This window comes from Neobacillus niacini (genome assembly GCF_036961885.1).
Classification (GTDB): Bacteria; Bacillota; Bacilli; order Bacillales; family Cytobacillaceae; genus Neobacillus; species Neobacillus niacini_H.
The window spans coordinates 8292-34808 of the sequence record NZ_JBALNQ010000032.1 but is presented as its reverse complement, the minus strand read 5'-3'; the positions used below and the strand labels follow the sequence as shown (position 1 = coordinate 34808).

Sequence of the window (26517 nt, the reverse complement as noted above, 5' to 3'; positions counted from 1 at the left end):
CTGTTCCTTCATGCTGGTTTTGCAGGTAAAAGGATATTAAAGGTAGTTCCTTTATTAGGTTCACTTTCCACAAACACTCTACCATTATGACTTTCAATAATCTTGAAGCTAACCATTAATCCTAAACCATTTCCATTTTTCTTAGTTGTGTAAAATGGTTCACCCAGCTGTTTAAGCTTTTCCTTTGGAATCCCAATGCCCGTATCCTGAATGGAGATATGAACATTATTATCATGTATCACGGTTTTAACATGTAACTCACCGCCATTTGGCATAGCTTCTATTCCATTTTTAATAAAGTTCAAAAATACTTGCTTTAAACGGTTTTCATCACACTCAATCTGGATAATTTCGTGAAGGCAATCAAATGAAAGCTTAACACGCTTCTTCCTAGCCTCAAATTCTAGTAGTGATACCACGTTTTGAATGACTGGAACGACATTCTTTTCTTCTAATTCAACCATCTTAGGTTTGGCCAAAACCATGAAATCCTCAACAATCGTATTCACCCGCTCGATCTCATCAAGAATAATATTGATAAATTCCAAGCGTTCAGGATCCGTTTCATCTAATGTTAGGAACTCTGCGTAGCCCTTCATAGAGGTTAAAGGATTTCGGATTTCATGTGCTACTCCTGCTGCTAATTGCCCGACGGCTGCAAGCTTATCTTGTCGATGGAGGATTTCTTCTGACTTCTTTCGCTCAGTAATGTCATTTCGAATCGCTACATATTGATATGGCTTTCCCTTTTCATTAAAGAACGGAACAATCGTTGTATCAACCCAATAAAAGCTTCCATCCTTCGCTTTATTTCTTATTTCACCCTTCCAAACTTTACCTTCCCCAATCGTCTTCCATAACTCTTTGAAGAACAGCTTGGAATGATGACCTGAGTTTAAAATGTTGTGGTCTTTCCCAATAATCTCTTCACGACTGTATTTGGAAATCTCACAAAATTTATCATTTACACTGGTAATGATTCCTCGCGAATCCGTAAAAGCAACAATCGTTGATTGATCAAGTGCAAAGCGAATGTCTGTATTATCTTTAATCGATTCCTTTAGTTCTTCTTCCGCTCTTTTTCGATCTGAAATATCTGAACGTATAGCTACATATTGATACGGCTTTCCATTTTCATTTAAAAAAGGGACAATTGTGGTGGCTACCCAATAAAAAGAGCCATCCTTTGCTTTATTTTTAATTTCCCCCCGCCATATCTTGCCTAATTGAATGGTTTTCCACAACTCCTGAAAGAATTCTTTTGGATGGTACCCAGAATTTAACATTCGATGGTTCTTTCCGATTATTTCTTCCTTTGTGTACTTTGAAATTTCCTCAAATTTATCATTTACAAAAACAATTGTCCCATGTGGATCTGTAATCGCTACAATGGTAGACGCATCAAGTGCTGATTTGATATCCTTTAAATTCGTATCTGTTTCTGCGAGCTGTTTGCTAATTAAGGTACTCGAAGCAATTAACCCGCTAATAATTAAAACTGTCACCAATAATACTAAATAAACTAAAAAGGTTTCTTCGTTAATAGAGGCAATTGGAGTATTATTTGCAGTGATTGTCGAGGCTCTTTTTAACAGGAAATGCCCTTCCGCAATGGCAGCTGATATGATCAAAGCACTAACCGGTTTTAACCAAACCTGGTTACCTTTTGAATAGGTTTTAGATGAAAAAAGAATCCAAAAGGAAAATAAAAAAGACCCAAATAATAGTAGTCCAGAAACCACAAAAAGTGGAACATTATATTCTAAAGCTAGATTCATTGCATAAATGCTTATAATGTGAATAGCAAAAACGGCTGTTGTTAAAAAGAAACTTCCAAAAAGCAAATGAATGGTTTTAATTTTTCTTCCAAAAAAAGGAATAAAAGCCAAACCAGAAAAGGCTATCCCAATTAGGATCGACAAAATAGTAAGTGGAATCTGATAATTTGAAAATCGATTTATATCTCCTGCAATCAGCCCAACAAAATTCATAACCCATATCCCAACGCCCAACGATAAAGAGCCCCCGATATATAACAGCCTTTTATTATTTTTTGATTTTTTTATCATGGTGAACATATCTAACCCTGTATATGATGCCATGATGGTTAAACCAATTGCAACGACAATTAAAAATGGATGTAATTCAGCAGAGACTGTTTCCATTTACAGCATCCCCCTATTTCATACTCTCTTTCTACTATGATTGTAATGTATATACGTTCGATAGGGAAGGTTTTTCGTTCACAAAATTGTCGAATTTACATTTATTTAACCAAAAACCCTTCACATCCTACATAATATGAACATTCACTACACAAAATCTAAATACAGGATAAATGTATCATTTTTCAAAAAAAATAAATTATTTTTCAAAAAAGACTACACAAATTTATTATTTTTGATTATACTGTACTACAACAGGTTGAAATAAAATAAACTGTATTAAACAAGGAGGAGATTTTTAATGTTAATGAATCCGGTTGAATTTTTCCGCACTTTGCAAAAAAAGGAATGCCCTGAATGTGGGCAGCATGTCGAAGAACAAGCAGAAAGCTATTTAATGGAATGTGACCGCTGTTTATCAAAAAGAGAAGAATAATTAGGAATCATTTTTTTGTTAATGTTGTACTATAACAAATTAAATTTTAATAAACTGTATTAAAAAAGGAGGAATTGTAAATGTTAATGAGTCCAGTTGAATTTTTCCGCTCGTTGCCAAAAAAGGAATGTCCCGAATGCGGGCAGCATATGGAAGAACAAGCTGAAAGCTACTTAATGGAATGTGACCGCTGTTTAGCCAATAAAGACGAATAACATATGAGATAACTGCCTCCCCGGTGACTGGGGAGTTTTTTTATGAAGGAATAAACGCTACTTAGAATGCAAAAGCTTAGAACAGGAGGTGTTTGTGATGGCAAAGGAATCAAATTTATCCAAAAAGAAGCAAACATCCATACATGGAGGAGTGTATCCTTCACAAAAATATGTACCAGGTGATTCTGTAGATAATCATAAGGATTTGGAGGATGCAAACATCATGTTGACAGGAGATGAAATCCTTCAACAAAATGAAAATCTTTAATATGAGGAGGTAATTTGATATGGATATGGTTGATATTGCAAGTGCTAAACCAGGAGACGAAGTGTTTGTGATTTATCGGAATCCACATGTTCCAACTGTTGCCAATATAAAAGCAGCAGAAATTGTTACTCATCCGAAGGATCCAAATGCTCTTGCTTTATTCTTAAATGAGACTTTTCATGTCATTGAAGACGATGACGCCCTTTTCCCCAATTCAGAGTCTGCACAACGAGCATTTGAAGATCATTTTTTTGATTTTGGCGAAGAATAAAGACTGTCATCAATTTGACAGTCTTTTTAACTACATTTAATTATATTTTCGGAAGCTCTTTCATTTCTGCAGACATCTCGTTTCCACACATCGGGCAAAGCAAATCGTCTGTAACAAAATCTTTTCTCATCCAGCCAATACAAGCACTGTCCGTACAAGAATAGATTTCTGTATCTATCATGATTACTTCAAGCTCTTCATCTTTAGCCCTTTTACCATAAAAAATGGGAACCGCCTCCTTTTTTTATAGTATGTACCAAAAATGTCCTTTTCATTGCTAAAAAACAATCTTTACCATAAAACAAATAAAGGAAGGAATGTTACCTTTGAAAAATCCAGGTAAAAAAGAAACCATAGTCGGTACAAATATTGATGAAGTAAAAAGGTTAAACAGCCAATCAGGTTTAAGTTATAACCAGGTCAAACAATTATTGGCAGAAAAATACACAAATAAAAAATAGATAAGAACCTTCCTATATTTCTTTATCCTCTTGTGATTAACAGGTCAAATTTCAAAAATGTGTAACATAATTGACCTTTTTTTTCTACGTTCTGCACGTATTATTAAAGTAGGTCAAATAATTTTAGGTGGTATTTATGATTGATACGGAAACAGAAAATGCTCTAACCAATGAATTAATTGAACTATTACATTCATCAGGGAGAATTATCGAAATAAGGAAAGGGACATTTTTGTTCCAAGAAGGTCAGATTGCTTCTGAAATGTTTCTTATTCTTTCAGGAAGAATTCAAATTTCTAAAATGAATACTGAAGGTCAAGAGTTATACCTACGCCTATGCTCGGAGCACGACATCGTGGGAGAGTTAACATTATTTACCGAAGATCCACATTATATTTTCAACGCGAGAGTGATTGAAGACGGATACGTGGCAGCAATCCAACTAGACGTACTTGAGAAAGCATTATTCCAGAACAGCAATCTAGGGTTTCAGTTTATAAAATGGATGAATGACCATATTAGAAGGACAATGACTAAATTTCGAGATTTGGTTCTCTATGGAAAAAAAGGCGCTCTCTACTCTACGTTAATTCGCTTGTCAAATAGTTACGGCCATCACCAAGAGGACGGTATCCATATCACTGTTACTATTACTACACAGGATTTAGCACACTTTTGTGCGACAGCTAGGGAAATAGTCAGTCGAATGTTGACTGAATTAAAAATAAAGCAGATTATTTCAATAGAGCATAAAAAAATCATCATTCATAATCTCGACTATCTAAAAAAAGAAAATGATTGTGAAAGCTGCCCCATCGCTCATTGTACAATTGATTAGGCTCTTTTGATTATCATGGTTTCATTATCTATCATGATTGTTCACAAAATATCCACATCTTTTTCTTTAAAACTTCTTTATCTTTATGATAAGGGGGTTAATGCATGAAAAAAATCTATCTAATAAGCAGTTTAGCAGTGTTTATCGGGATTACAGTTGGAATCTCTTTTTTTCTTATTCGTGATGCGAGTGCTCAAGTACCAGCCAATATTACTTTAAAAGATCAGAATGACGAGGATTACACTTTCGATGATGATCGTAAACTAAAGCTAGTCGAATTTATTTATACCAATTGTCCAGATATATGCCCAACCACTACTCAAAAAATGGTGCAGTTAAAGGGCGATCTAGAAAAAAAGAACGTATTCGGTAAAGAAATCGAGTTCGTTACGATTACCATTGACCCATACAGAGACACATCCGAAGTGTTGCAAAAATACATGAACGCTTTTGAAATTCAAAATAATGATAACTGGATTTTTCTAACTGGTGATCAGGAAAATATAAAAGCTGACCAGAAAAAGATTAGAGAAGTTGGAGAGTCCTTGCAATTCCAATATAAAGACCCAGGTAATGGTCAATTTGTTCATACATCATTTACCTATTTAATTGATGGCAATAATAAATTTATTTCTAAGTTTCCGATGGGACAAGATTTTGATAAGAAAAAGGTTTATGAGGAGATTATGGAAGAAATTGAATAGCAAATAAAAAAGCGGTTAGTCTTTTTGGATTAATCGCTTTTTAGTACCTATTTAATTCACGGATGAAGGATATTTTTTTATTTGTTGTAGAGATAATAGGTAGTTGGACTTCGGTTTTGTGAGACTTGCTTTTATTCCGGCCTGTTTTAACTTATTAACTAGTTCAGCAAGCTGCTTTTTCGACATACTTCTCACCTACTTTATTCCTTCAATACTTCTTTACCCAATTTTACAACAAAAGTATGAATAAAGTGTGAAAACTACGAAAAAAAATTAGAAAAATTTTCTGCAATTTATTCTATTTTCACCTATTTATACTTCCCATTCTACAAAGAATTCGCTCTTCACGCTTTTTAATGGTATAATTAATAGATATTTTGCTGTTGGAGGATATTATAAATGATAACTGTAAGTAATGTAAGTTTAAGATATGGTGACCGGAAGTTATTTGAAGATGTAAATATTAAATTTACACCTGGAAATTGCTATGGTCTTATCGGTGCAAACGGCGCCGGAAAATCAACTTTTTTAAAGATATTATCCGGAGAAATTGAATCTCAAACCGGAACCATTCAACTTGGTCCAAATGAACGTATGGCAGTATTAAAACAAAACCACTTTGAATATGAGGAACAAGAAGTATTAAAGACTGTTATCATGGGCCATACGAGACTGTATCAAGTAATGCAAGAAAAAGATGCGATTTATATGAAAGATCCATTTACTGATGAAGATGGCATGAAAGCTGCTGAGCTTGAAGGTGAATTTGCCGAACTAAACGGTTGGGAAGCAGAGCCTGAAGCATCTATTCTTTTAAAAGGTTTAGGAATCGGAGAAGACTTACATTATAAAAAAATGGCTGAATTGACGGGGTCAGAAAAAGTAAAGGTTCTTCTTGCACAGGCACTCTTTGGCCGACCTGATGTATTACTACTCGATGAGCCGACCAACCATTTAGATATTAAGGCTATTCAATGGTTGGAAGAATTCTTAATTAACTTTGAAAATACAGTCATCGTTGTATCCCATGACCGTCATTTCCTAAATAAGGTTTGTACGCATATTGCAGACTTAGACTTTTCAAAAATACAAATTTATGTTGGTAACTATGATTTCTGGTATGAATCAAGTCAATTAGCTACAAGACTGACTTCCGATGCAAACAAAAAGAAGGAAGAAAAAATAAAAGAGCTTCAAGCCTTTATTGCTCGTTTTAGTGCAAATGCTTCTAAGTCAAAACAAGCAACTTCTCGTAAGAAGTTATTAGATAAAATTACACTCGATGACATTCGCCCTTCTTCTCGTCGTTATCCATTTGTAGGATTTACACCTGAACGCGAAATCGGGAATGATTTATTACGAGTCGAAGGTTTAACAAAAACGATTGATGGTGTTAAAGTTCTTGATAATATTAACTTTATCATGAATAAGGGTGATAAAATCGCTCTTGTTGGAACAAATGAAGTAGCCAAAACTACACTATTCAAAATCCTAATGGGTGAAATGGAAGCGGATAGTGGTACCTTTAAATGGGGAATTACCACATCCCAAGCTTATTTCCCTAAAGATAACTCCGAGTATTTTGAAAACAGCGAATTAAATCTTGTAGATTGGCTCCGCCAATTCTCCCCTAAAGATGAGAGCGAAAGTTTCTTACGTGGGTTCTTAGGAAGAATGCTATTTTCTGGTGAAGAAGTGCTCAAGAAAGCAAGCGTCCTTTCTGGAGGAGAAAAAGTTCGTTGTATGCTCTCTAAAATGATGTTAAATGGAGCAAACGTTTTACTACTTGATGAGCCAACAAACCATCTTGACTTGGAATCCATTACGTCATTAAATAATGGCTTGATAAACTTTAAAGGGTCGCTTATCTTCTCTTCACATGACCATCAGTTTATCCAAACTATTGCAAATAGAATCTTGGAAGTAACGCCAAATGGTTTAGTTGATAAGCAGATGACTTACGATGAATACCTTGAAAATAGCGAAATTCAAAAACAGGTTGCAGAAATGTACAATAATTAATACAAAAGCGGGCATCCATTGTGATGCCCGCTTTTTTGCTGTTTTAAACTAGGCTGCTGATTTGTGCTCTAGGCACTTCGCTTTCCGCAGGCGGTTCGGGAAGCCTCCTCGGCGCTAAAGCGCCTGCGGTGTCTCCCCTGTCCCGTACTCCTGCAGGAGTCTTCCGCACAAATCAACAACGTTTCAAGATCACTTATTTCAATTCATTCATCTTTTTAGTCTTTCTTTTGTTTCCTTCGTGATGAAGAGGCTGTTCTCGTACCTGTTTCAGTTGTGGTTGTCCCTTGCCCTTCTACTTGTGGTGAAGCCAGGCCAATGGTAGATGGATCCTTTTTACGCTTTCCCATAATTACACCTCCTGACTTAGTTTTTGAAGATTATCGTCACTTATACAGAATAATTGTCTCCGAACTAGGCATGATAATTTACAGGAGGAGGTGTTTTGTATGGCGAAAATTGGAGTAGAAGAATCTCTAACAGACATTCAACAAGCATTAAGGGAAAAAGGGCATGATGTCATTCAGCTAAAACAAGAATCAGATGCACAGAATTGTGATTGCTGTGTTGTTACTGGTTTAGATTCGAATGTAATGGGGATGCAGGATACCATTACAAAAGGTTCAGTCATTGAAGCACATGGAATGAGCGCAGATGAAGTGTGCCAAAAGGTCGAAAGCAGAATCCAATAATCTTAGTTCAAAAACATACATCATTTGAGATAACAGATTATCATTCAGAAAAGGCATAAAGGAAATTTTCCTTCATGCCTTTTTGCAACTTTATTGTCTTTTTGCAATTCTTTTTCTTACTCCAAGGAAAAGACCAGCAAATGCAAATACGATAATTCCATACAGAATATTGATGCTGCTCTGTTCATTTGATAAAGGCTTTTCCACTTCTACCGGTAAATTTTTTGGTTCTTTTACTACAAGTGGAATAGATTGAGTAACTTGACCATCATTCACCACTTCAAGCATCCCTTGATTAGTAATATTTTGTTCAGAACCATTGATGTGTTCCGTAACAATGGTATCTTTTTTAGGGTAATATTCCTTTTCATTCACCGTAAAAGTCTCATTTTGTTTAATTACTCGATGTTGAAAGCTTTTTAAACCATATTCGATCAGGTTTTCTGTGTCATTATAGGTCACTTTATTTGTATCAGCTTTTAGAACAATAGCAGTAAGCTTGATATTTTCATTTTCCGCTGTTGTTGCTAGTGTGTGTTTTGATTCATTTACAAAACCCGTTTTTCCGCCGGTAATTCCCTCGAATGGTATCTCACCTTTTAAGAGTCGGTGATGTGTCAATAATGTCGTTTGCCACGACTCCCCACTCCAATTCAGCTCTTTTGTTCCAAATATCTCTGAAAACAAAGGGTTCTTTTTTGCATAATTTGTGATTAATGCTAAGTCTAATGCTGTTGTGTAATGCTGTTCATTAAATAAGCCATTTGGATTAGTAAAATGGGAATTACGAACACCTATCTCGTTAATTAAATATTTATTGATATTTTCAGCAAACTTCTCAACTGAACCATCAATATGTTCAGCGATTGCCACAGCAGCATCATTACCTGAGTTAATAAGCATACCTTGGATTAGTTGTTTCAAGAGAACCTTCTCCCCTTCTTCCAAATATACCCTTGTCCCCTCTTCGTTTACTGCCCTCGCACTTACTGTAACGACATCTTCGATATTACCATTTTCAATTGCATATATAGCTGTTGCAATTTTCGTCAAGCTGGCAGGGAATAATCTTTCTTCCCCATTTTTATTATATAAAACTGCACCTGTTTCTGAATCTAACAGGACGGCAGCTTCACTTTTTATCTCCAGGGGCTGATTCTCTTCTGCGTATGTGTATAATTGGTTTGATAAAACGAGGAATATTAGAATAATAAAAGATACAAACTTTGACAATATGCAACATCCTTACTTTTTCTTTATCACTTGATTTTATCAAATAATCATTGTTTGTAAATATTAATAGAAGAAATGTAAAAAAATCGATAAGTCTTTGTGTTATTTTGAAATAATTGTATTAAAAAAGGCATGAGATGCTCTCAAGCCAATTTTCAAATTCTCTTCTTTGAAATTAATAAAGTAATTTGGGTCATTGTCAATGGTAAAGTGAATTTTGACTTTCTCCGATACCCTAAATATTTCGCCTCCAAATTGTTGGTATTTTGATCATTCCATTCTATAATACCTTGTAATGGATACTTTTGGTTTCCATACAAATAAATTTGAGCTGCAATTTTTTCGCTTAAGAATGAATATTTTGGTGCTTCATCCCCTAATTTAAAGAAGGTATACCCATTTCCATGTAAGTATGGAAACATATCATCACTTACTTGGTAAAAGACTGGTGTGTACCCATATCGGTCAGATAGTTCCCAAAACTCCTCAATTGCCGTTGATAATTCACTTCTTTCACCAATTGGATCCCCAATAATCACAAGTTTATCTGCATATGGTTGAAAAAAAATCAAAACATTTTTCTTCTTATTCCAATAAATATTATTATCATCAGCCAGAATTAAATGTGACAACATCACCCCATGGTAAGTGTTGATATGTTCTAATATTTCTTTTTCATGACCAATTGAACTTTCAAATTTCCACTTCTTTGGCTTACTAATCAAATATCCAACATATAGTATGAGCATGGCAATAATCAGCCCAATTATCGCACTACTGAATAAATCCTGCGAATCTTTAATAACATAGGGCAATAGTTGAGATGGGATTGTTATCTTTGCAGAAGGCAAATTAGAATAGCCAATCACCATATACATAGAAACGATGAATATGATAATAACGACATCTACAGCCGTTTTCCCCCATGTTAGGACATAACTTTCCCGATAAAATTGCCCTTTAGACAATCTAAGCACCAATGCAACAGTAATAAGAAAAGTTGCCTCTTCATAATCAATTCCTTTAAAAATTGAAAACAAAGCAGCAAGAATCAACACGAGCATGGTCAACTCATAGGTTCTTTTCACATTATATTCTATCCCTCTAGATAACCCCAGCAAGAGGAAACCCGCAGCCACAGAAAGTTGATGGGAAAGGTTAATGATAGGAAAGGACAGGATTTCCTGTGCAATTCTAAGCCTGTCCATGATTCCAGGTACACTTGCTGATAAAAGTAGAATTAATCCAGAGAGAAAGACGAGAATAGTCACCGTCACATGACTTATATATTGGATAATAGCATTAGGAATATTGCTCCAAGAGTCATTCCATTTTTCCCAGTAGAGCTTAATAAATAGGACAGTACTGAGTAAAAATGGAAGAAAATAATATCCTATCCGGTAGAATAACAATAGAACGAGAACTTTTTCCTCAAGTACATCTATGTATTGCATCCCCCAAATAAAAACCAAATCAAACGATCCAAGACCACCAGGGATCATACTAATAATTCCCGCACATGTCGCCGCCACATAAACAGGAAACAACTGTTCAAAACTAACAGGTATATTCATAAGCCAAGCTAAAATCCAAATCCCACTAAAAACAGCACTCCACTCTATGAGCGAAATAAAAAATAGCTTTGCTCCATTTCCAAATCCTATTAACGACTGCCTGTCCCTCCTATTTTTAACTACATGCAGCCCCAAAAATAGCGGTAAGTAGAATGACACACCGAGAACAGCAAAATAAAACCACTTGGTTTGCACAAAAATCGGATGATCCCAGAATCCTACAGCTACAAATATGGCTAGCATCGACAATCCTGTCATATAAAAAAAGGAAACAGCAGCAATTCCACCAACTAGTCTACGCTTATCATCTTCAAGTTTATGATAGAAATATGTTCTTAACATCACCCCGATTAAGCCGCCAAAACCAAATAGATTGGAATAAGTATTTGCAATTAATGCTCTTTCTAACACTTCTTTTTTCCTTGCTCTTAACCCAAGAATCTTCATTAACATGACATCATAAAGTAGCATTGGTAAAACTGCAGCAAACATTACGACAAAAATCAGGAGTAAAGTACGTATTCGCAGCTGATCGATTTCAGTTTGAAGTAATCCAAGATCTATATTCTCGATAAACTTTTTTAACTCAAAAATTGCAAAAATTAATAACAATAAAGGGATAAGAAATTTTACAATGGTAAATAATTTTTCTTTATTCATAACCGCAGATGACCACCTACTTTCGTAACTGCTTTAACTATAAAGGTTTCACCTGGAAAAACAAAGATATTATTACTTATATAAGTCTATGTTCGAGCTCTAGAAAAAAATTATAAAAAAGAGACAAGTTTCCCACCCTACTCTGCATAAACATGAAATAAGACAAATTATCAGGGGGGCTTATGATGAAATTTTTGGTTTTAAAGAAAGATACACTTGTATTTATTTTAGTAACTGCATTCCTACTTGTAATCATATCTGCTTGGTTTATGTTAAAAGCCGGTGATACAGCCGTATTCAATCAGATTGCTAACGAAGATACTCGAGAAATTCACATGGTGACGGTTGAGTATAAGTCTAAAATGAAAGATGGAAAAGAAATCGAAGTATATCGCTGGGATCCAGGCACTATAAATATAGAGGCCGGAGAAAAGGTTAACTTATACATCAGTGGTATTAACGGTGAAGAACACCCTTTTTATATTGAGGGCACAGACATAAAAGGAACGGTCAAAAAAGGGGAAGAAACAATGGTCACCCTTCAACTTGATAAAGAAGGTACTTATCGTTTAATTTGTAAAATCCATGGTGATAGAGAACATAATGGGCCGATGATAGCGGATATAATTGTGGATTAAAAGGAAAGCAGGAGATGAGTCTCCTGTTTTTTTTGTAGCTAGTTTCCAGTTGGTTAGTTTATAATATAATCATGCTGTAATCGTTAATTATCCTCTTATATAACAGTTTGGTTTTTTCTTTAAATAATTATAGTACAGTTTTCTATTAGTTTACTAAATTCCTCATATTTCCTTTTCAAAAACCCCTTAATACTAAGGTTCACAATATCTTAACAATATGTGTGACTTCATTCACAATATATCTGTTACACTTTAGATAAGATATTAACAGTAACACACTGTTATATTATTTTCATATAAACTTACGAGGTGAAATAATCATGGAACAATGGAAAGGTTTTACTAAAGGTACTTGGGCAAAAGAAGTAAATGTACGTGACTTCATTTTGAAAAACTATAATCCTTTTGAAGGCGACGATAGCTTTTTAGCAGGTCCAACTGATGCAACAAATAAACTTTGGGAACAAGTAATGGAATTAACAAAACAAGAACGTGAAAAAGGCGGCGTTCTAGATATGGATACTGAAACAGTATCTACTATCACTTCCCATACACCTGGATACTTAAATGAAGAATTAGAAAAAGTTGTCGGCGTACAAACTGACAAGCCATTTAATCGTTCTATGCAGCCTTTCGGTGGAATTCGGATGGCAAAAGCTGCTTTAGAATCTTATGGGTATGAATTAAATCCTGACATTGAAAGATTTTTTACAGAGTTCCGTAAAACTCACAACCAAGGTGTTTTCGATGCTTACACAGCAGAAATGACACTTGCTCGTAAAGCTGCCATTATTACAGGACTTCCAGATGCATACGGCCGCGGACGTATTATCGGAGACTATCGTCGTGTTGCTTTATATGGTGTTGATTTCCTCATTAAAGAAAAACAAAAAGATCAAAAAAATACAAGCAGTGTAATGACTGAAGATAATATGCGCCTTCGCGAAGAACTAGCTGAACAAATTCGTGCTTTAAAAGAATTAAAAGAAATGGCTAGCAGTCATGGTTTTGATATTTCACAGCCAGCAACAACCGCACAAGAAGCATTCCAATGGTTATATTTTGGTTACTTAGCAGCTATTAAAGAACAAAACGGTGCTGCCATGAGTCTTGGAAGAGTATCTACCTTCTTAGATATTTATATTGAAAGAGATCTTGAAAATGGTACTTTAACAGAAGTTGAAGCACAGGAAATCGTTGACCATTTCATTATGAAGCTTCGTTTAGTGAAATTTGCTCGTACACCTGACTATAATGATTTATTCAGCGGTGACCCAACTTGGGTAACTGAATCCATTGGCGGTATGGCGTCTGACGGTCGTGCTCTTGTAACAAAGAACTCTTTCCGTTTCCTTCATACATTAGATAACTTAGGTCCAGCTCCTGAACCAAACTTAACCGTTTTATGGTCACCACAGCTGCCTGAAAACTTTAAAAAATATTGTGCAAACATGTCGATTAAAACAAGTTCTATCCAATATGAAAATGACGATATCATGCGTCCAGAATATGGCGATGACTATGGAATTGCCTGCTGTGTATCTGCAATGGAAATCGGTAAACAAATGCAGTTCTTTGGTGCTCGTGCAAACCTTGCGAAAACTCTACTGTACTCCATTAACGGCGGTGTAGATGAGAAGTTAAAAATACAAGTAGGACCACAATATCAGCCGATCACTTCAGAAGTTTTAGATTATGAAGAAGTTATGCAAAAGTTTGATCAAATGATGGAATGGCTTGCAGGTCTATATATCAACACCCTTAATGTCATTCACTACATGCACGATAAGTACAGCTATGAAAGAATTGAAATGGCGTTACACGACACGAAAATCTTACGAACAATGGCAACAGGTATTGCTGGATTGAGTGTAGTAGCTGACTCATTGAGTGCGATTAAATATGGTGAAGTAAAAGTAATTCGTGATGAAAATGGCCTTGCTGTTGATTTCGAAACAACTGGCGACTACCCTAAATACGGAAACAACGATGATCGAGTTGATAGCATTGCAGTTGAAATCGTTGAAACCTTTATGAAAAAGCTGCGTAAGCACCAAACTTATCGTGATTCCGTTCATACCATGTCAATCCTGACGATTACATCTAACGTCGTTTATGGTAAGAAGACTGGTAATACACCAGATGGCCGCCGAACTGGCGAACCGTTCGCACCGGGTGCTAACCCAATGCATGGCCGTGATACAAAAGGTACACTAGCTTCTCTATCTTCAGTAGCAAAATTACCTTATAGCTCTGCGATGGATGGAATATCAAATACATTCTCTATCGTTCCTAAAGCATTAGGTAAAGAAGAGGAAACTCAAGTACGTAACTTAGTTTCAATCCTTGACGGATATGCAGTTAAATCCGGTCATCACTTAAATGTTAACGTCTTTAACAAAGAAACATTATTAGATGCAATGGAACACCCAGAATTATATCCACAATTAACCATTCGTGTTTCTGGATATGCGGTTAACTTTATTAAATTAACAAAAGAACAGCAACTAGACGTTATTAACCGTACTTTCCACGAATCACTGTAAGAAAATACGGAGCTCCCAGCTAAGGAGCTCCTGCTTTACAACTAAAGGGGGATCATCATGAACGGAAATATTCATTCTATCGAAACATTAGGAACAGTCGACGGACCTGGCATACGGTATGTTGTGTTTACTCAAGGCTGCCTCCTGCGCTGCCAGTTTTGCCATAATGCTGATACTTGGGAAATCGGCAGTGGGAAACAAATGACTGTTTCCGAAATCATGGATGATCTTATGTCCTACCTCCCTTTTATACAATCTTCAGGAGGAGGAATTACTGTCAGCGGTGGTGAACCATTGCTACAACTCCCTTTCCTATTAGAATTATTTAAGGAATGTAAACAGAAAGGGATTCATACCACCATTGATTCATCTGGCGGCTGTTTCTCACACTCTAAATTATTTATTGAGCAGCTTGAAGAAGTACTGCAATATACTGACTTGATTTTACTTGATTTAAAGCATATTAACCGGAAGAAACATATTCAATTAACCGGTATGGCAAATGATCATATTCTTGAATTCGCACAATTTTTATCCGATCGTAAAGTACCTGTTTGGGTGCGCCATGTTCTAGTTCCAACCGTTTCTGATGACCCAGAAGATCTAGAAAAGCTTGGTGAATTTATAGGAACTTTGGAAAATGTGCAAAAAATTGAAATTCTTCCTTACCATAAGCTTGGTGTTTATAAATGGGAAGCACTTGGACTGGATTATCCTTTAAATGACGTGGAACCACCTTCCGAAGAGAAAATTGAATTCGCTTATAAAAAGATAACTGCCCATTGGAACAAACCTCCAATGGTATAAGAAAAGAATGCTGTCTTTAGTGGGCAGCATTCTTTTATTCGATTTGTATTTAGTTTTTAGTGAATATTGCTACAATGCTATTTCCATCGGGATTCAATTGCTTCTTTGCCCTTTCTCCATTATACTCATATCATTAGCCATAAAAAGCGAGGTGATTATTTTTGTACCAAATGCTCATTGATTTTACAGATGCAAATGCTTTAGAAACCCTTTATTTAAGTCTATACTTTGGTGTAATTATTAAATTACTTTGGGCATGGAATGTGGAATATTCTTTTATGGGATCCATAAGCCAACCAGCACATACAAAAATAAATCACCCATTGTTTTGTTATCAAAAGAAATCCTTATTAAATAAGAATATTATTCTCATTCGAATTGTTAAGTATATTCGTAGAAAAGAAAGTTCACAGGATGATACAGAAGAACCAATTTCCTCCTCCCTATTTATAAACAACTTAAACAACTTTAGGAGGAAATATGAAAAACAAGAAATCTTTACTTTTACTACTTTTGGCATTAATGACAATGTTCCTATCCGCCTGTTCAGCTGCTGACGGGAAAAGTGATGGATTTTTCCATACCTATTTTGTTGAACCATTTATCTTTACCATTCACTTTTTAGCTGAATTTTTCAACGGTAACTATGGATTATCTATTATTCTCGTCACCCTTATTATTCGATTGTTATTATTGCCATTTATGCTTAAGCAATATAGAAATCAAATGAATATGAAAGAAAAAATGGATGTTATGAAGCCAGAAATGGAAGCTATCCAAAAGAAAATAAAAGAAGAAAAGGATCCAAAAAAGAAACAAGACATGCAGCAGGAATTAATGGGTCTTTATTCAAAGCATGGTGTAAATCCATTAAACATGGGATGCCTGCCACTCCTGATTCAAATGCCAATCCTTACAGGTTTTTATTATGCGATTCGTGGATCTGAAGAGATAGCCACCCACCGTTTCTTATGGTTTAGTCTTGGAGACCCGGATATCATCATTACCATCATTGCTGGTGTAATTTATTACTTCCAATTTAAAGTATCGCAGTCTAGTATGCCTGCTGCTCAACAGCAGCAAATGAAATTTATGGGCTTGTTGTCTCCTATTATGATTGTCATGTTTTCTTTTAATTCACCTGCAGCGTTGCCACTATACTGGGCAGTTGGCGGAACATTCCTTATCCTACAAACATGGCTGAGCAGAAAACTCTATCAAAATGTGAAAAAGACAGAACTGAAAGCAACTACTAACTCATAGGTAATAATAGAAGGCTGTTTTCGTAACGATTGTTGTTAAAATCTTAAAGCCGATTTTAACGTGAAAATAGTATTTTGATCCTTCGAATATAGTTTGCAAGCTCTTTTCTTATTAAATTTCTGCTGTTTTCTGCAAATACACTGCATAATCATTAATTTTTGTGATATAAAGCAACAAAGTTTAAGAAAAGAGCCTAATAAAAAGAAGCAGTGGCAGCCACTGCTTCTTTTTATTGTTCGCCAAGTTTTCGTTCTAATTTCTTCTTAACTTGCCCCCACTCCTCGTGGAGAATACTATAGAAGACAGTATTACGCACATACCCACCTGATATTTTTCGATCTTTTCGCAGTGTTCCTTCCTTTACTGCTCCTATTCGTTCAATTGCCTGTTGAGAACGAAAGTTTCGAGAATCAGTTTTTAACTGAACACGCCGCACCTGCCAACTTTCAAATGCATGTTGCAGAAGCAGATATTTACATTCTGTGTTTACCCTCGTTCTCCAAAAATCCGGATGATACCATGTAGAGCCAATTTCTAAACTATTATGTTCCGGGAAAATATCAAGGTATCGGGTGCTGCCAATAATTCGGTTATCTAGGTTTACAACTGTAAAAGTGTATTCAATACCTTTTTCTCTTTTATTAATTGCAGAATGAATCATTTGTTCCATCTCTTCTTTACTTCTTACGGCAGTAGCCATAAAGGTCCATATCTCATCTGGCTTCGCAGCTTCCCACAATCCATCTAAATGATCGTAGTTGATTGGAAGTAATCTTACCATTTCCCCTGTTAATTCAAAGAGTTCATCCCACATCTTCATTCTCTAGTCCCCCAAATGCAAAAAAGAGACTGCAGGCCTAAGCCCATCAGTCTATATTTTGAAAATATTCTTTGTAAAATCCACCGACTTTTCCGGTATTGTCAATAATATAATAAAACTCTTCTGTTTCATTTTTAACATCATAGATCTTTCCGGCAGTTAATGCGTTATTCACAATGTATTTTTTGGCATCTGTATGAACACATTTTATCTTTTTTAGGGTATCACGTTCTCGCCATGTTAAATGAATCATTCTTGCACCGTTCCTTTCCGTTATTGTCCATTCCTTAGTATAATCAATGGAAACCATATAGTGCAACTAAAATAAAAGCTGACTTTAATATTACAAATTTGTTAAAAAGGTTCTTAAAAACAGTGAAAACGATTACAATAATAAAAACTGAATATTTAATCCATTATTCCGAGAGGGGCTTGCAAAGTTGAAAATAATGAGTAACGAGCAGTTAATTGTAACGTATCGGGATGCTTTAAAATCTGGAAAGGAAAAAGAATGGATCTTGGTTTTAAAAGATGAGATAAAACGTCGTGGATTGAAGCCAATAACCATTCGATAAACATATAACTTGTAATTAAACCGCCGTACTTTACACGGCGGTTTTTAAATATAAAGGCTATGTTAAACTACTTTTAATTTTTTCAATTAAACTTTTTCTTCTAAAACCTCATTCTTTTTCCCCATTAGCTTATCGATTACTGCCATTACTTTCATACTTGCATCATTTGAATCATCCGCATAGATATCGATAAAATTTCCCTCATACTCATGTGTTGCATGATCATAGCGGGGATCATAATAATGCTCAAGTAAGATACCAATCATCTTGTGATAGTTCTTACTATCTAAAGTTTGAATTAACGCCTTTTTCATTTCACTATCTTTTATCCTTCTTAGGATCTTTTCAATTCCAAGTGAAATCTGCTCATGATACCATGGTTCAGTTTGGTAGGGCAGCACATATTCATTTACTAATTGTTTTACCCGTTGCTCAATAGGAGTATGAATATAAAGGTTGATTCCCTTCATTTTTCTCTCCATAAGTTCTTTAGGTTGGACAGATTTTCCGATTCGTTTGCTTTCCGCCTCCATCACAAAATAAGGAGAACCTTGTATTTCTCTGAGCCCATTATATAACAGGGAATCAAAGATTTTTTGATTGTTTCCTTCCCCCAAACCAATTGTGCCAAAAATAGAACCTCGGTGGGCAGCCATTTCCTCTAAATCAAGGGTCGGGTACCCAAGGGACTTTAATTGCTTCAAGACCTCTGTTTTCCCTACGCCAGTAAGTCCATGTAATACAATCGCCTTATCTGGAAACATGGCAGGTATTTGTTTAAGAATAGATTGGCGGTAAGCTTTATAGCCGCCATCTAATTTCATTGCATAGATTCCTGCAAACTCTAAAAAAGTTACCACTGCCTTACTGCGCATACCCCCGCGCCAGCAATGGACAACCAATTTGTCCCCATTAGTCATTGCATCTTTTATTTGTTGAAGAAGACTTGGAATTTTAGGTGAAACAAACTCCATAGCTCTCCATTTAGCAGCAGCTTGTCCTTCATGTTTATAGATCGTACCAATTACCTCACGCTCTTCATCCGTAAATAAAGGAATATTGATTGCCTCTGGAATTGAACCATCGTTATACTCAATAGGTGAACGAATGTCAATGATGATTGGATTGTTAATCTTTTGTAATTCCTCAACAGTAATTTCCTTCATTTAAATAACGCCTCATTTTCTTTCTAGTTTGAAAAATGTGCTAAAACAAACAAAACTTCCAAAAATGGAAGTTTAAAAAGGGAAAACCCTTAATTGGTAAATCACAAATAAGTTCAGTAGAAGTATAGACTAATTATATAAGAGTTATACGAGCGATTCAAGAAAACATTCCTGCCAATTTCCTAGTAAGGAATTAGCGAAATGGTAATCCTGTTAATTTTTCTACAGCCTGACAAAACTGTTCCCAATCATGAGGAAAACATTCTATGCCTTCGCTTTCGTATACTTTTCCTTTCGTATTAAGCTTAATAGACCAATACTTCCCATCCAGAATAATTCCCTCTTCTTTTCGATAGGAGCGTTCCCATTCCCAAATTTTCATCAAATATATTTCGTTTTTGAAATCTTCAATACTACCGATTCGTTTTCGCTCTAATGGGGTAAATGGGAGGGCATTGTCCTTGTTTTTCCATTCAAAAACAGTAAATGTATTTCGAAAAAAATCAACGTGAATCTTATATGAGATACCTGAAAAGCCATCAATACCTGCAATTAGCGAGTTGATTGTTTCCTTTACCTTCATCATATATTCCTCATCCTTACACGCACAATTTGAGCACAAATTAACTACTACTGAAATTATAGTAAATATTTTTCAAGTCTGCTGTAACAAATGACACTTTAGATAGAGATTTCAGAAAAAATAAAAAAATCTACTCGCGTTGGAGTAGATAAAAATTTTCATCTTACGTTTTTTTCAGGTTTTAGAACAGACATAAAGCTCTCTAACGCTGTAATATCATTTTTTTCAAATAAGTCAACAATCTTACTTCCAACAATCACTCCATCACAATAGAGAGTTAATGCATTGATTTGTTTTTCATTTGAAATTCCAAACCCTGCTACGACCGGAATGGGACTAATTTCTTTCACATTCTTTAAAAAGTCGAGCACTTCTTGTTCAAATTCATTTCTCGTTCCGGTTATTCCTTTTACGGTAACACTGTATAAAAAACCGTTACCTCTGTTTGCGATCTCTTTAATTCGTTCCTTTGGTGTTGTCAATGTTACTAGACGAATTAATTCAATGCCCGCATCTTCTAGTTGTCCCACAATCAGGTCTTCTTCTTCCATCGGAAGGTCTGGAATGATACAGCCATCAACACCAACATTGGCTATATCTTGAGCAAATGTTGAAATCCCATATGAATAGATTGGATTTAAGTATGTCATCAATACGATTGGAACAGAAACTACTTCCCTGGCTTTTCCTAGTTCTCTTATGATTCCCCTTAGAGTCGTTCCGTTTTGAAGCGCCCTAATCCCAGCTTTTTGAATGGTCGGACCATCGGCGACAGGGTCTGAAAAAGGAACCCCTACCTCAATAAGTGTTGCACCGAATTTTTCCAATGTGATCAGACGATCGATTAGATTATTAAGTCCTCCATCTCCAGCCATAATATAGGGGATGAAAGCCTTCCGATTCTGCGCTTTTAATTCCTTAAACGATTGTTCAATTCTATTCATTTGCCTTCTCCCTTTCTAACCTTTCTTTTACTGCAGTAACGTCTTTATCCCCACGACCAGACAAACAAACGACAATTTGCTCTGAATCCTTCATTTGAGAGGCAAGTTTAACAGCAAAGCTGATGGCATGAGCGCTTTCAAGTGCAGGGATGATACCTTCTAGCTTTGATAAAAGCTGAAAGGCATCCAGTGCCTCTCTATCGGTAATGGAATGATATTGTGCTCTCCCACTGTCTTTCAAATAACTATGCTCAGGTCCTACTCCCGGATAATCGAGTCCCGCAGAAACAGAATGAGCTTCAATGATTTGTCCCTCATCATCTTGCAGTAAGTACATTAATGCTCCATGTAGAACTCCTGGTCTGCCCTTTGTAAGTGAAGCAGCATGGAAGTCCGTCTCCGTTCCTTGTCCTGCAGCCTCTACTCCATATAGGCTTACCTCTTGATCCTCAATAAACGGATGGAACATTCCTGCGGCGTTACTACCTCCTCCGATACAGGCAACAACAGCCTTAGGAAGCTTCCCTTCCTGTGCTAAAAATTGCTTCCTAGTTTCCTTGCCAATAACGCTCTGAAAATCTCTTACCATAACAGGAAATGGATGTGGTCCCATTACTGAACCTAAAAGATAGTGTGTATCATCTACATGTTCGACCCAATAGCGTAGAGCTTCATTTACTGCATCCTTTAAGGTTGCGCTTCCAGATGTGACACTAACAACCTTAGCACCGAGAAGTTCCATTCGAAAGACATTTAGTGCCTGACGCTTGATGTCTTCCTCCCCCATAAAAATAATACAATCAAGATTTAATAAAGCACAAACGGTAGCAGTCGCAACACCATGCTGGCCTGCCCCCGTTTCCGCCACGATTTTTCTTTTGCCCATTCTAACGGCTAACAGTGCTTGACCAATTGCATTGTTTATTTTATGGGCACCGGTATGATTCAGGTCCTCTCTTTTTAAATAAATTTGAGCACCACCAGCATGTTTTGTTAGATTTTTCGCATGATATAGCGATGTTTCTCTTCCAACATATTCAGATAAGTATCCATCTATTTCTGCTTGGAAATTTGGGTCACCTTTTGCAATTTTATAAGCTTCATCCAACTCAATAACAGCTTTCATCAGTGTTTCTGGTACAAATCTTCCACCATAAATACCAAATTGTCCTTTTTCATTCGGCAGTGTATATGAATTCATTTCTTGTTCCTCCCGTTTGGCTCCCTTTAGCCCTATTAATGAATGTTTGGATTTTGTTTAGATCCTTTTTTCCGTCGGTTTCCACGCTGCTGCTGACATCGACCATGTATGGTTGAATTAGTTTAATCGCTTCTTCAACAGTTTCCTCATGTAATCCTCCGGCAAGGATAACTTTTTTCTCCTTGAGGTCCTTAGCAGAGATACTATTCCAATCAAATGACAAGCCATTCCCTCCTCTGTATTTCCCTTTCGGACCGTCCAGCAGCAGGTATTCACATGGATAATTTTCTATATCCTTTAAACTTTTCTCATTATGAATACCGACAGCTTTGATGACTGGAAACGACAGTGACTCACTAAAGGCTGGATTCTCATCACCGTGTAATTGCACATGTGTAAGTCCCACACTTGAAGCAATTTCCTCTATCTTCTCCTTTGACTCATTAACAAACACCCCTACCTTTAACACCTCTTTTGGTAAATGGGTAACGATGTCTTTTGCTTTGGTTGCGCTAATCTTCCGCTTACTTTCTGCAAAAACAAAGCCGATGGCATCGGCACCATAATCTACAGCAGCTATAGCAGTAGTAAGATCGGTTATGCCACAAATTTTTACCTTCATTTCTTCACCCCGGTAACAAGCGGTAATCGGAAATCTTTAAAGGATTTTGCTAGATTTGGGCTCTTCATTAAGGCCTCTCCAACTAAAATTCCATTCGCACCAACCCTTTGTACCCGCTCTACATCTTCCTTATGGTGGATTCCACTTTCGCTGATTAAAAAGGCACCCGCATCCTTTATTGATTTTGCTAGAGACTCTGTAACCTCAAGTGAAACAGTAAAGGTCTTTAAATCACGATTATTAACACCAATAAGTTGAGCACCTAGGTTAAGTGCTAATTCTAACTCTGTTTGATTATGGACCTCCACTAACACTTCTAAATCCAAGCTCAAGGCATATTGGTAAAGCTGGGTCAGCGTAATCTCGTCTAGTGCGGCAACAATTAATAGGATGATATCCGCCCCATTTTCTGCTGCCCGGTCGACTTGACTAGAATCAATGATAAAATCTTTACAGAGGATGGGTAGATCCACCACCTCTCTAACCGCTCTTAAATCAGCAAATGAACCTTTAAAGAAAGTGGAGTCTGTCAGTATTGAAATAGCTGATGCTCCTGCCTGCTCATATCTTACTGCTTGGTCAGCAGGTTCAACTCCATCGTTAATCACCCCTTTTGATGGCGATGCGCGTTTATATTCAGAAATGATGGCAATTTCTTTTGCGTTCTGCAATTTTTGAATAAAGGATCTTTTCGGCCTTTCCTCCACTTTTATCAAATTTCCTTCTTTAAGCTGCTTCACTTCTTTTTGTTTTTCTTGAATGATTCGATCTAATATCGTTTCCATTTATATCGCCTCTCTTTTGGCTTTTGCTGTCAGTTTAATCAATTGATCTAGCTTTTCATTGGCAGCTCCAGAATCAATCACTTCTCTAGCGATGTTGATGCCATCAACAATGCTGGCTGTTTTTCCGCTTGTAAATATACCTATCCCTGCATTCAATAGGACTGTGTCTCGATGGGCTCCTTTTTCACCTGAAAGGACCTTCTTTAGAATTTCAGCATTTTCTTTAGAATCTCCGCCCTTAACGAAGCTGTTATCATATTGAGGAAGTCCTATATCATCAGCTACAAACGTTTGCGTAGAAATAACGCCATCCTCTAATAAAGTTAGATAGTTCTCTCCCTGTAGAGACGCTTCATCCATAGAACCGGCACCGTTAATGATCACCGCACGTTTGCGCCCAAGATTTTGCAGAACTTCAGCAAATACAGGTAATAAGTCTTTCCGATAGACACCAAGAACTTGATAATCCAAATCAATAGGATTGGTAAGCGGACCGATAAAGTTAAAGACCGTTGGGATTCTTAATTGGCGCCGAACGGCCGTGACCTTCTTTAGTTTGGGATGTACATGTGGTGCAAATAAGAAGGCAATTCCCAGCTCATGGAGAATTTCTTCTGTACGCTCAACAGGCAGATTTAAATTAATACCTAAATACTCCAACACATCTGCACTGCCTGTTTTACTTGAAATGCTGCGATTTCCATGCTTTGCCACAGGAATACCAGCCCCGGCAATGACAAAAGCAGAAGTAGTGCTTATATTAAAACTCGAAGAACCATCCCCGCCGGTACCACAGTTATCTAAAACCTGAGGAAACTTCTTTTGAAAAGGAAGAGTGTTTTCTTTAAGACCTTTAACAATTCCAGTGATTTCCTCCACCGTTTCCCCTTTTGACTTTAATCCCATTAAGAATGCAGCAATCTCACTTTCAGAAACCTCTTCACCTAACATCAAGTCTATCGCCTCAATCATTTGGGGCTCAGAAAATGATTCACCTTTAGCTAATTGGAGTAAAAATTTTTTCATTTTTCTTCTTCCCTTCTATTTCAGTTAAAAAGTTCTGTAGCATTTGCTTACCAGTTGGTGTACCAATCGATTCAGGATGAAATTGAAGTCCATACACTGGATATTGACGATGCTTTAAAGCCATTATTTCTTGGTCATCGATTGAATGAGCGACGCATTCCAAAACGGATGAAAGTTTATCCTTGGCGATGACCAAAGAATGATAGCGCATCACTTCTAATGGAGAATTCAAATTAGTAAAAATATCATTGCCATTATGAATGATTTGCGATGTTTTCCCATGTCTAATAAAATCTGCCCTTTTTATTTCACTTCCAAATGCCGCTCCTATAGCTTGATGACCTAGACATATCCCTAAAATGGGAATATCTTGATATAAATTTCGAATAATCTCAATACAAATTCCGGCATCCTCCGGTTTTCCAGGACCAGGTGAAAGGATAATTGCTTTTGGGTTCATTTCCTTTATCTGCTGAATAGTAAGCTGATTATTTCTAATAACGGTAACGGTCTCTCCTAATTCACCTAAATATTGATATAGGTTGAACGTAAAAGAGTCAAAATTATCGACTAGTAAAATCATTGGTCACCCTCCAAAAAAGCTTTTAATTTATTAATTGTTTCTTCATACTCTGCTTCTGGATTGGAGTCATGGACAATTCCTGCACCCGCCTGGATATAGGCAGTTCCTTCTTTTAAAATCATTGTTCGAATGGCTAATGCAAAATCAATATTTCCACTAGCTGATAAATATCCAATCGCACCAGAATATAGTCCTCGTTTTGACTTTTCCAATTTATTAATAATTTCCATCGCTCTGATTTTCGGTGCCCCAGACACGGTACCTGCTGGAAGACAGGCTGCCAATGCATCGAGATTGCTATGCTCATCTGTTAACGTACCGCTTACTTCTGACACTAAATGGATGACATGCCTGAACTTTTCAACCTCCATATACTTATCCACCATTACAGAACCAAATTCACAAACTCTTCCCAAGTCATTTCGGCCAAGATCAACGAGCATTTTATGCTCTGCTAGTTCCTTTTCGTCACTTTTTAATTCATTTTCAATCATTTGGTCTTCTTCCGTTGTTTTTCCTCTTCTTTTTGTGCCTGCGATTGGATTGGAGAATATTTGTGATCCCCTAGTCTTAATAAGACTTTCTGGTGATGAACCGATAACCGTGTAGCCAGCGAAATCAATATAAAACATATAAGGTGTTGGATTATGAGCACGATGCTTGCGATACAGTGATAACGGCGAGCCTTGAAACGATGATTTCATTCGTCGAGAGAGGACTACCTGGAAAATATCACCAGCTTTTATGTGCTCCTTGGCAATTTTTACATTGTTAATAAATTCTTCCTTACTTGTTTCCGATTGAAAGCCCGTGAAATGAAAAGGGTTATCTTCTTGAAAAAAAGCTGGTAGCTTCAACTCTTTAATTCTTCTTTCAATCCTACTTTCTATTTCACTTTCTTTAAAAAGTGGAACTCCGCAAAGCGTTATTTTTTCTTCTAGATGATCGTAAACAATCACTTCTTCATAAAACATTAAATGGACATCTGGCATTTGTAGTCCATTCGGATATTCTTCGCCAATTACTTCAAATTGACGGATAATGTCATAGCCAACATACCCTACTCCTCCACCTATAAACGGAAAAGGTGCTTCATCCAAATGGGGCATCAATGTTTTAATCAACTCTAGGGGATTGCTTTGGAAAACTTTCTTATCTCCATTTCGATAGATGACCTCATTAGAGTTACCATAGGATATAAGTTCGAATGCCGGGTCCGATCCAATAAAGGAATAACGCCCAGAGTCATGATACTTATTTGAACTCTCCAATAAGAATTTCTTATTACCACTAATTTTTTGCAAAATAGAAATAGGTGTGAATGTATCCCCTTTTAATTCCCTTATGAAAAGCCCATTTTTTGTTTTCATGCACGAACCAATCCCTTCGTAAATAATAAAAAAAATCGTCCTCTATACGCAT

At 36.4% G+C, this 26517-nt stretch carries 30 protein-coding genes; 14 read left to right on the top strand and 16 right to left on the bottom strand.

What is annotated here, in order from left to right; all coding sequences use genetic code 11:
* Positions 1-8: 8 nt before the first annotated feature.
* Entirely contained in the window at positions 9-2165 is a 2157-nt protein-coding gene (locus V7124_RS15025; RefSeq protein WP_335490420.1) for a PAS domain S-box protein, read from the bottom strand.
* A gap of 301 nt (positions 2166-2466) precedes the next feature.
* Here V7124_RS15025 and yhfH (V7124_RS15020) point away from each other — a divergent pair, with 301 nt between their 5' ends.
* The 4 genes from yhfH (V7124_RS15020) to V7124_RS15005 all read left to right on the top strand — a co-directional run bounded on the left by yhfH (V7124_RS15020) (position 2467) and on the right by V7124_RS15005 (position 3355).
* Entirely contained in the window at positions 2467-2601 is a 135-nt protein-coding gene (gene yhfH / locus V7124_RS15020; RefSeq protein WP_335490417.1) for a protein YhfH, read from the top strand.
* Positions 2602-2681: 80 nt separating this feature from the next.
* On the top strand, positions 2682-2816 hold the full coding sequence (yhfH, locus tag V7124_RS15015; RefSeq protein WP_335415777.1) for a protein YhfH: 135 nt from the start codon (positions 2682-2684) through the stop codon (positions 2814-2816).
* Between the two features lie 97 nt (positions 2817-2913).
* Positions 2914-3084: a hypothetical protein gene (locus tag V7124_RS15010; protein ID WP_335415774.1), complete on the top strand. Its 171-nt coding sequence runs from the start codon at positions 2914-2916 to the stop codon at positions 3082-3084.
* Positions 3085-3103: 19 nt separating this feature from the next.
* Positions 3104-3355, top strand: coding sequence for a transcriptional regulator SplA domain-containing protein (locus V7124_RS15005; protein WP_335415771.1), 252 nt, complete (start codon positions 3104-3106; stop codon positions 3353-3355).
* Between the two features lie 40 nt (positions 3356-3395).
* On the opposite strand, the gene V7124_RS15000 is transcribed toward V7124_RS15005, so the two are convergent.
* Positions 3396-3581 carry a cold-inducible protein YdjO-related protein gene (locus tag V7124_RS15000; RefSeq protein WP_335415792.1) on the bottom strand — a complete coding sequence of 62 codons (186 nt, stop codon included), beginning with the start codon at positions 3579-3581 and terminating at the stop codon, positions 3396-3398.
* Between the two features lie 91 nt (positions 3582-3672).
* Here V7124_RS15000 and V7124_RS14995 point away from each other — a divergent pair, with 91 nt between their 5' ends.
* The 4 genes from V7124_RS14995 (at position 3673) to V7124_RS14980 (ending at position 7380) form a co-directional block, all read left to right on the top strand.
* On the top strand, positions 3673-3816 hold the full coding sequence (locus V7124_RS14995; protein WP_335490414.1) for a hypothetical protein: 144 nt from the start codon (positions 3673-3675) through the stop codon (positions 3814-3816).
* A 136-nt stretch (positions 3817-3952) separates the two neighbouring features.
* Positions 3953-4654 carry a Crp/Fnr family transcriptional regulator gene (locus V7124_RS14990; protein ID WP_335490411.1) on the top strand — a complete coding sequence of 234 codons (702 nt, stop codon included), beginning with the start codon at positions 3953-3955 and terminating at the stop codon, positions 4652-4654.
* Positions 4655-4758: 104 nt separating this feature from the next.
* The gene (locus tag V7124_RS14985) at positions 4759-5358 is read left to right on the top strand and encodes an SCO family protein (protein WP_335490408.1); all 600 of its coding nucleotides are present in this window, start codon (positions 4759-4761) and stop codon (positions 5356-5358) included.
* Positions 5359-5757: 399 nt separating this feature from the next.
* Positions 5758-7380, top strand: a complete 1623-nt coding sequence (locus V7124_RS14980) for an ABC-F family ATP-binding cassette domain-containing protein (RefSeq protein WP_335415763.1) — start codon at positions 5758-5760, stop codon at positions 7378-7380.
* Positions 7381-7595: 215 nt separating this feature from the next.
* Here the strand turns inward: V7124_RS14980 and V7124_RS14975 are convergent, their stop codons facing one another.
* Entirely contained in the window at positions 7596-7727 is a 132-nt protein-coding gene (locus tag V7124_RS14975; protein ID WP_132094458.1) for a YuzL family protein, read from the bottom strand.
* A 99-nt stretch (positions 7728-7826) separates the two neighbouring features.
* On the opposite strand from V7124_RS14975, the gene V7124_RS14970 reads away from it, so the two are divergent.
* Positions 7827-8069 (top strand): YkuS family protein, encoded by a 243-nt coding sequence (locus V7124_RS14970; RefSeq protein ID WP_335415759.1) that lies wholly within the window; start codon positions 7827-7829, stop codon positions 8067-8069.
* Positions 8070-8159: 90 nt separating this feature from the next.
* Here V7124_RS14970 and V7124_RS14965 read toward each other — a convergent pair whose 3' ends face one another.
* Positions 8160-9302, bottom strand: coding sequence for a D-alanyl-D-alanine carboxypeptidase family protein (locus tag V7124_RS14965; protein WP_335490405.1), 1143 nt, complete (start codon positions 9300-9302; stop codon positions 8160-8162).
* A gap of 155 nt (positions 9303-9457) precedes the next feature.
* Entirely contained in the window at positions 9458-11536 is a 2079-nt protein-coding gene (locus V7124_RS14960; protein WP_335490402.1) for a phosphatidylglycerol lysyltransferase domain-containing protein, read from the bottom strand.
* Between the two features lie 185 nt (positions 11537-11721).
* Between V7124_RS14960 and V7124_RS14955 the strand changes: the two genes are divergently transcribed.
* The 4 genes from V7124_RS14955 (at position 11722) to yidC (ending at position 16790) form a co-directional block, all read left to right on the top strand.
* The gene (locus tag V7124_RS14955; protein ID WP_335490399.1) at positions 11722-12174 is read left to right on the top strand and encodes a cupredoxin domain-containing protein; all 453 of its coding nucleotides are present in this window, start codon (positions 11722-11724) and stop codon (positions 12172-12174) included.
* 320 nt (positions 12175-12494) lie between these two features.
* Positions 12495-14720 carry a formate C-acetyltransferase gene (gene pflB, locus V7124_RS14950; protein ID WP_335490396.1) on the top strand — a complete coding sequence of 742 codons (2226 nt, stop codon included), beginning with the start codon at positions 12495-12497 and terminating at the stop codon, positions 14718-14720.
* 57 nt (positions 14721-14777) lie between these two features.
* The gene (gene pflA / locus V7124_RS14945) at positions 14778-15527 is read left to right on the top strand and encodes a pyruvate formate-lyase-activating protein (RefSeq protein WP_335408143.1); all 750 of its coding nucleotides are present in this window, start codon (positions 14778-14780) and stop codon (positions 15525-15527) included.
* 480 nt (positions 15528-16007) lie between these two features.
* A complete protein-coding gene (gene yidC / locus V7124_RS14940) occupies positions 16008-16790 on the top strand; it encodes a membrane protein insertase YidC (protein ID WP_335490393.1) in 783 nt (260 codons plus the stop codon).
* A 229-nt stretch (positions 16791-17019) separates the two neighbouring features.
* Here the strand turns inward: yidC and V7124_RS14935 are convergent, their stop codons facing one another.
* Positions 17020-17610, bottom strand: coding sequence for a GNAT family N-acetyltransferase (locus V7124_RS14935; RefSeq protein ID WP_335408147.1), 591 nt, complete (start codon positions 17608-17610; stop codon positions 17020-17022).
* Positions 17611-17656: 46 nt separating this feature from the next.
* The gene (locus tag V7124_RS14930) at positions 17657-17863 is read right to left on the bottom strand and encodes a DUF6501 family protein (protein WP_335408149.1); all 207 of its coding nucleotides are present in this window, start codon (positions 17861-17863) and stop codon (positions 17657-17659) included.
* A 196-nt stretch (positions 17864-18059) separates the two neighbouring features.
* Between V7124_RS14930 and sda the strand changes: the two genes are divergently transcribed.
* Entirely contained in the window at positions 18060-18185 is a 126-nt protein-coding gene (sda, locus tag V7124_RS14925; RefSeq protein WP_420489479.1) for a sporulation histidine kinase inhibitor Sda, read from the top strand.
* A gap of 86 nt (positions 18186-18271) precedes the next feature.
* On the opposite strand, the gene mnmH is transcribed toward sda, so the two are convergent.
* From mnmH to trpE, 9 genes are all read right to left on the bottom strand, one after another.
* Positions 18272-19351, bottom strand: a complete 1080-nt coding sequence (gene mnmH, locus V7124_RS14920; protein ID WP_335408152.1) for a tRNA 2-selenouridine(34) synthase MnmH — start codon at positions 19349-19351, stop codon at positions 18272-18274.
* A 193-nt stretch (positions 19352-19544) separates the two neighbouring features.
* A complete protein-coding gene (locus V7124_RS14915; protein ID WP_335490390.1) occupies positions 19545-19937 on the bottom strand; it encodes a hypothetical protein in 393 nt (130 codons plus the stop codon).
* A 155-nt stretch (positions 19938-20092) separates the two neighbouring features.
* Positions 20093-20878, bottom strand: coding sequence for a tryptophan synthase subunit alpha (gene trpA / locus V7124_RS14910; RefSeq protein WP_335408156.1), 786 nt, complete (start codon positions 20876-20878; stop codon positions 20093-20095).
* Positions 20871-22079 (bottom strand): tryptophan synthase subunit beta, encoded by a 1209-nt coding sequence (gene trpB, locus V7124_RS14905; RefSeq protein WP_335490387.1) that lies wholly within the window; start codon positions 22077-22079, stop codon positions 20871-20873. Before trpB ends, trpA begins: the two co-directional genes overlap by 8 nt.
* On the bottom strand, positions 22054-22701 hold the full coding sequence (locus V7124_RS14900; protein WP_335408161.1) for a phosphoribosylanthranilate isomerase: 648 nt from the start codon (positions 22699-22701) through the stop codon (positions 22054-22056). The genes trpB and V7124_RS14900 overlap by 26 nt, the downstream gene beginning before the upstream one ends.
* Positions 22698-23486 carry an indole-3-glycerol phosphate synthase TrpC gene (gene trpC, locus V7124_RS14895; protein ID WP_335408163.1) on the bottom strand — a complete coding sequence of 263 codons (789 nt, stop codon included), beginning with the start codon at positions 23484-23486 and terminating at the stop codon, positions 22698-22700. Before trpC ends, V7124_RS14900 begins: the two co-directional genes overlap by 4 nt.
* Entirely contained in the window at positions 23487-24512 is a 1026-nt protein-coding gene (gene trpD / locus V7124_RS14890; RefSeq protein WP_335490384.1) for an anthranilate phosphoribosyltransferase, read from the bottom strand. It lies immediately after the preceding gene.
* On the bottom strand, positions 24484-25095 hold the full coding sequence (locus V7124_RS14885) for an anthranilate synthase component II (RefSeq protein WP_335408166.1): 612 nt from the start codon (positions 25093-25095) through the stop codon (positions 24484-24486). The genes trpD and V7124_RS14885 overlap by 29 nt, the downstream gene beginning before the upstream one ends.
* Positions 25092-26465: an anthranilate synthase component I gene (trpE, locus tag V7124_RS14880; RefSeq protein WP_335408167.1), complete on the bottom strand. Its 1374-nt coding sequence runs from the start codon at positions 26463-26465 to the stop codon at positions 25092-25094. The genes V7124_RS14885 and trpE overlap by 4 nt, the downstream gene beginning before the upstream one ends.
* Between the last annotated feature and the right edge of the window lie 52 nt (positions 26466-26517).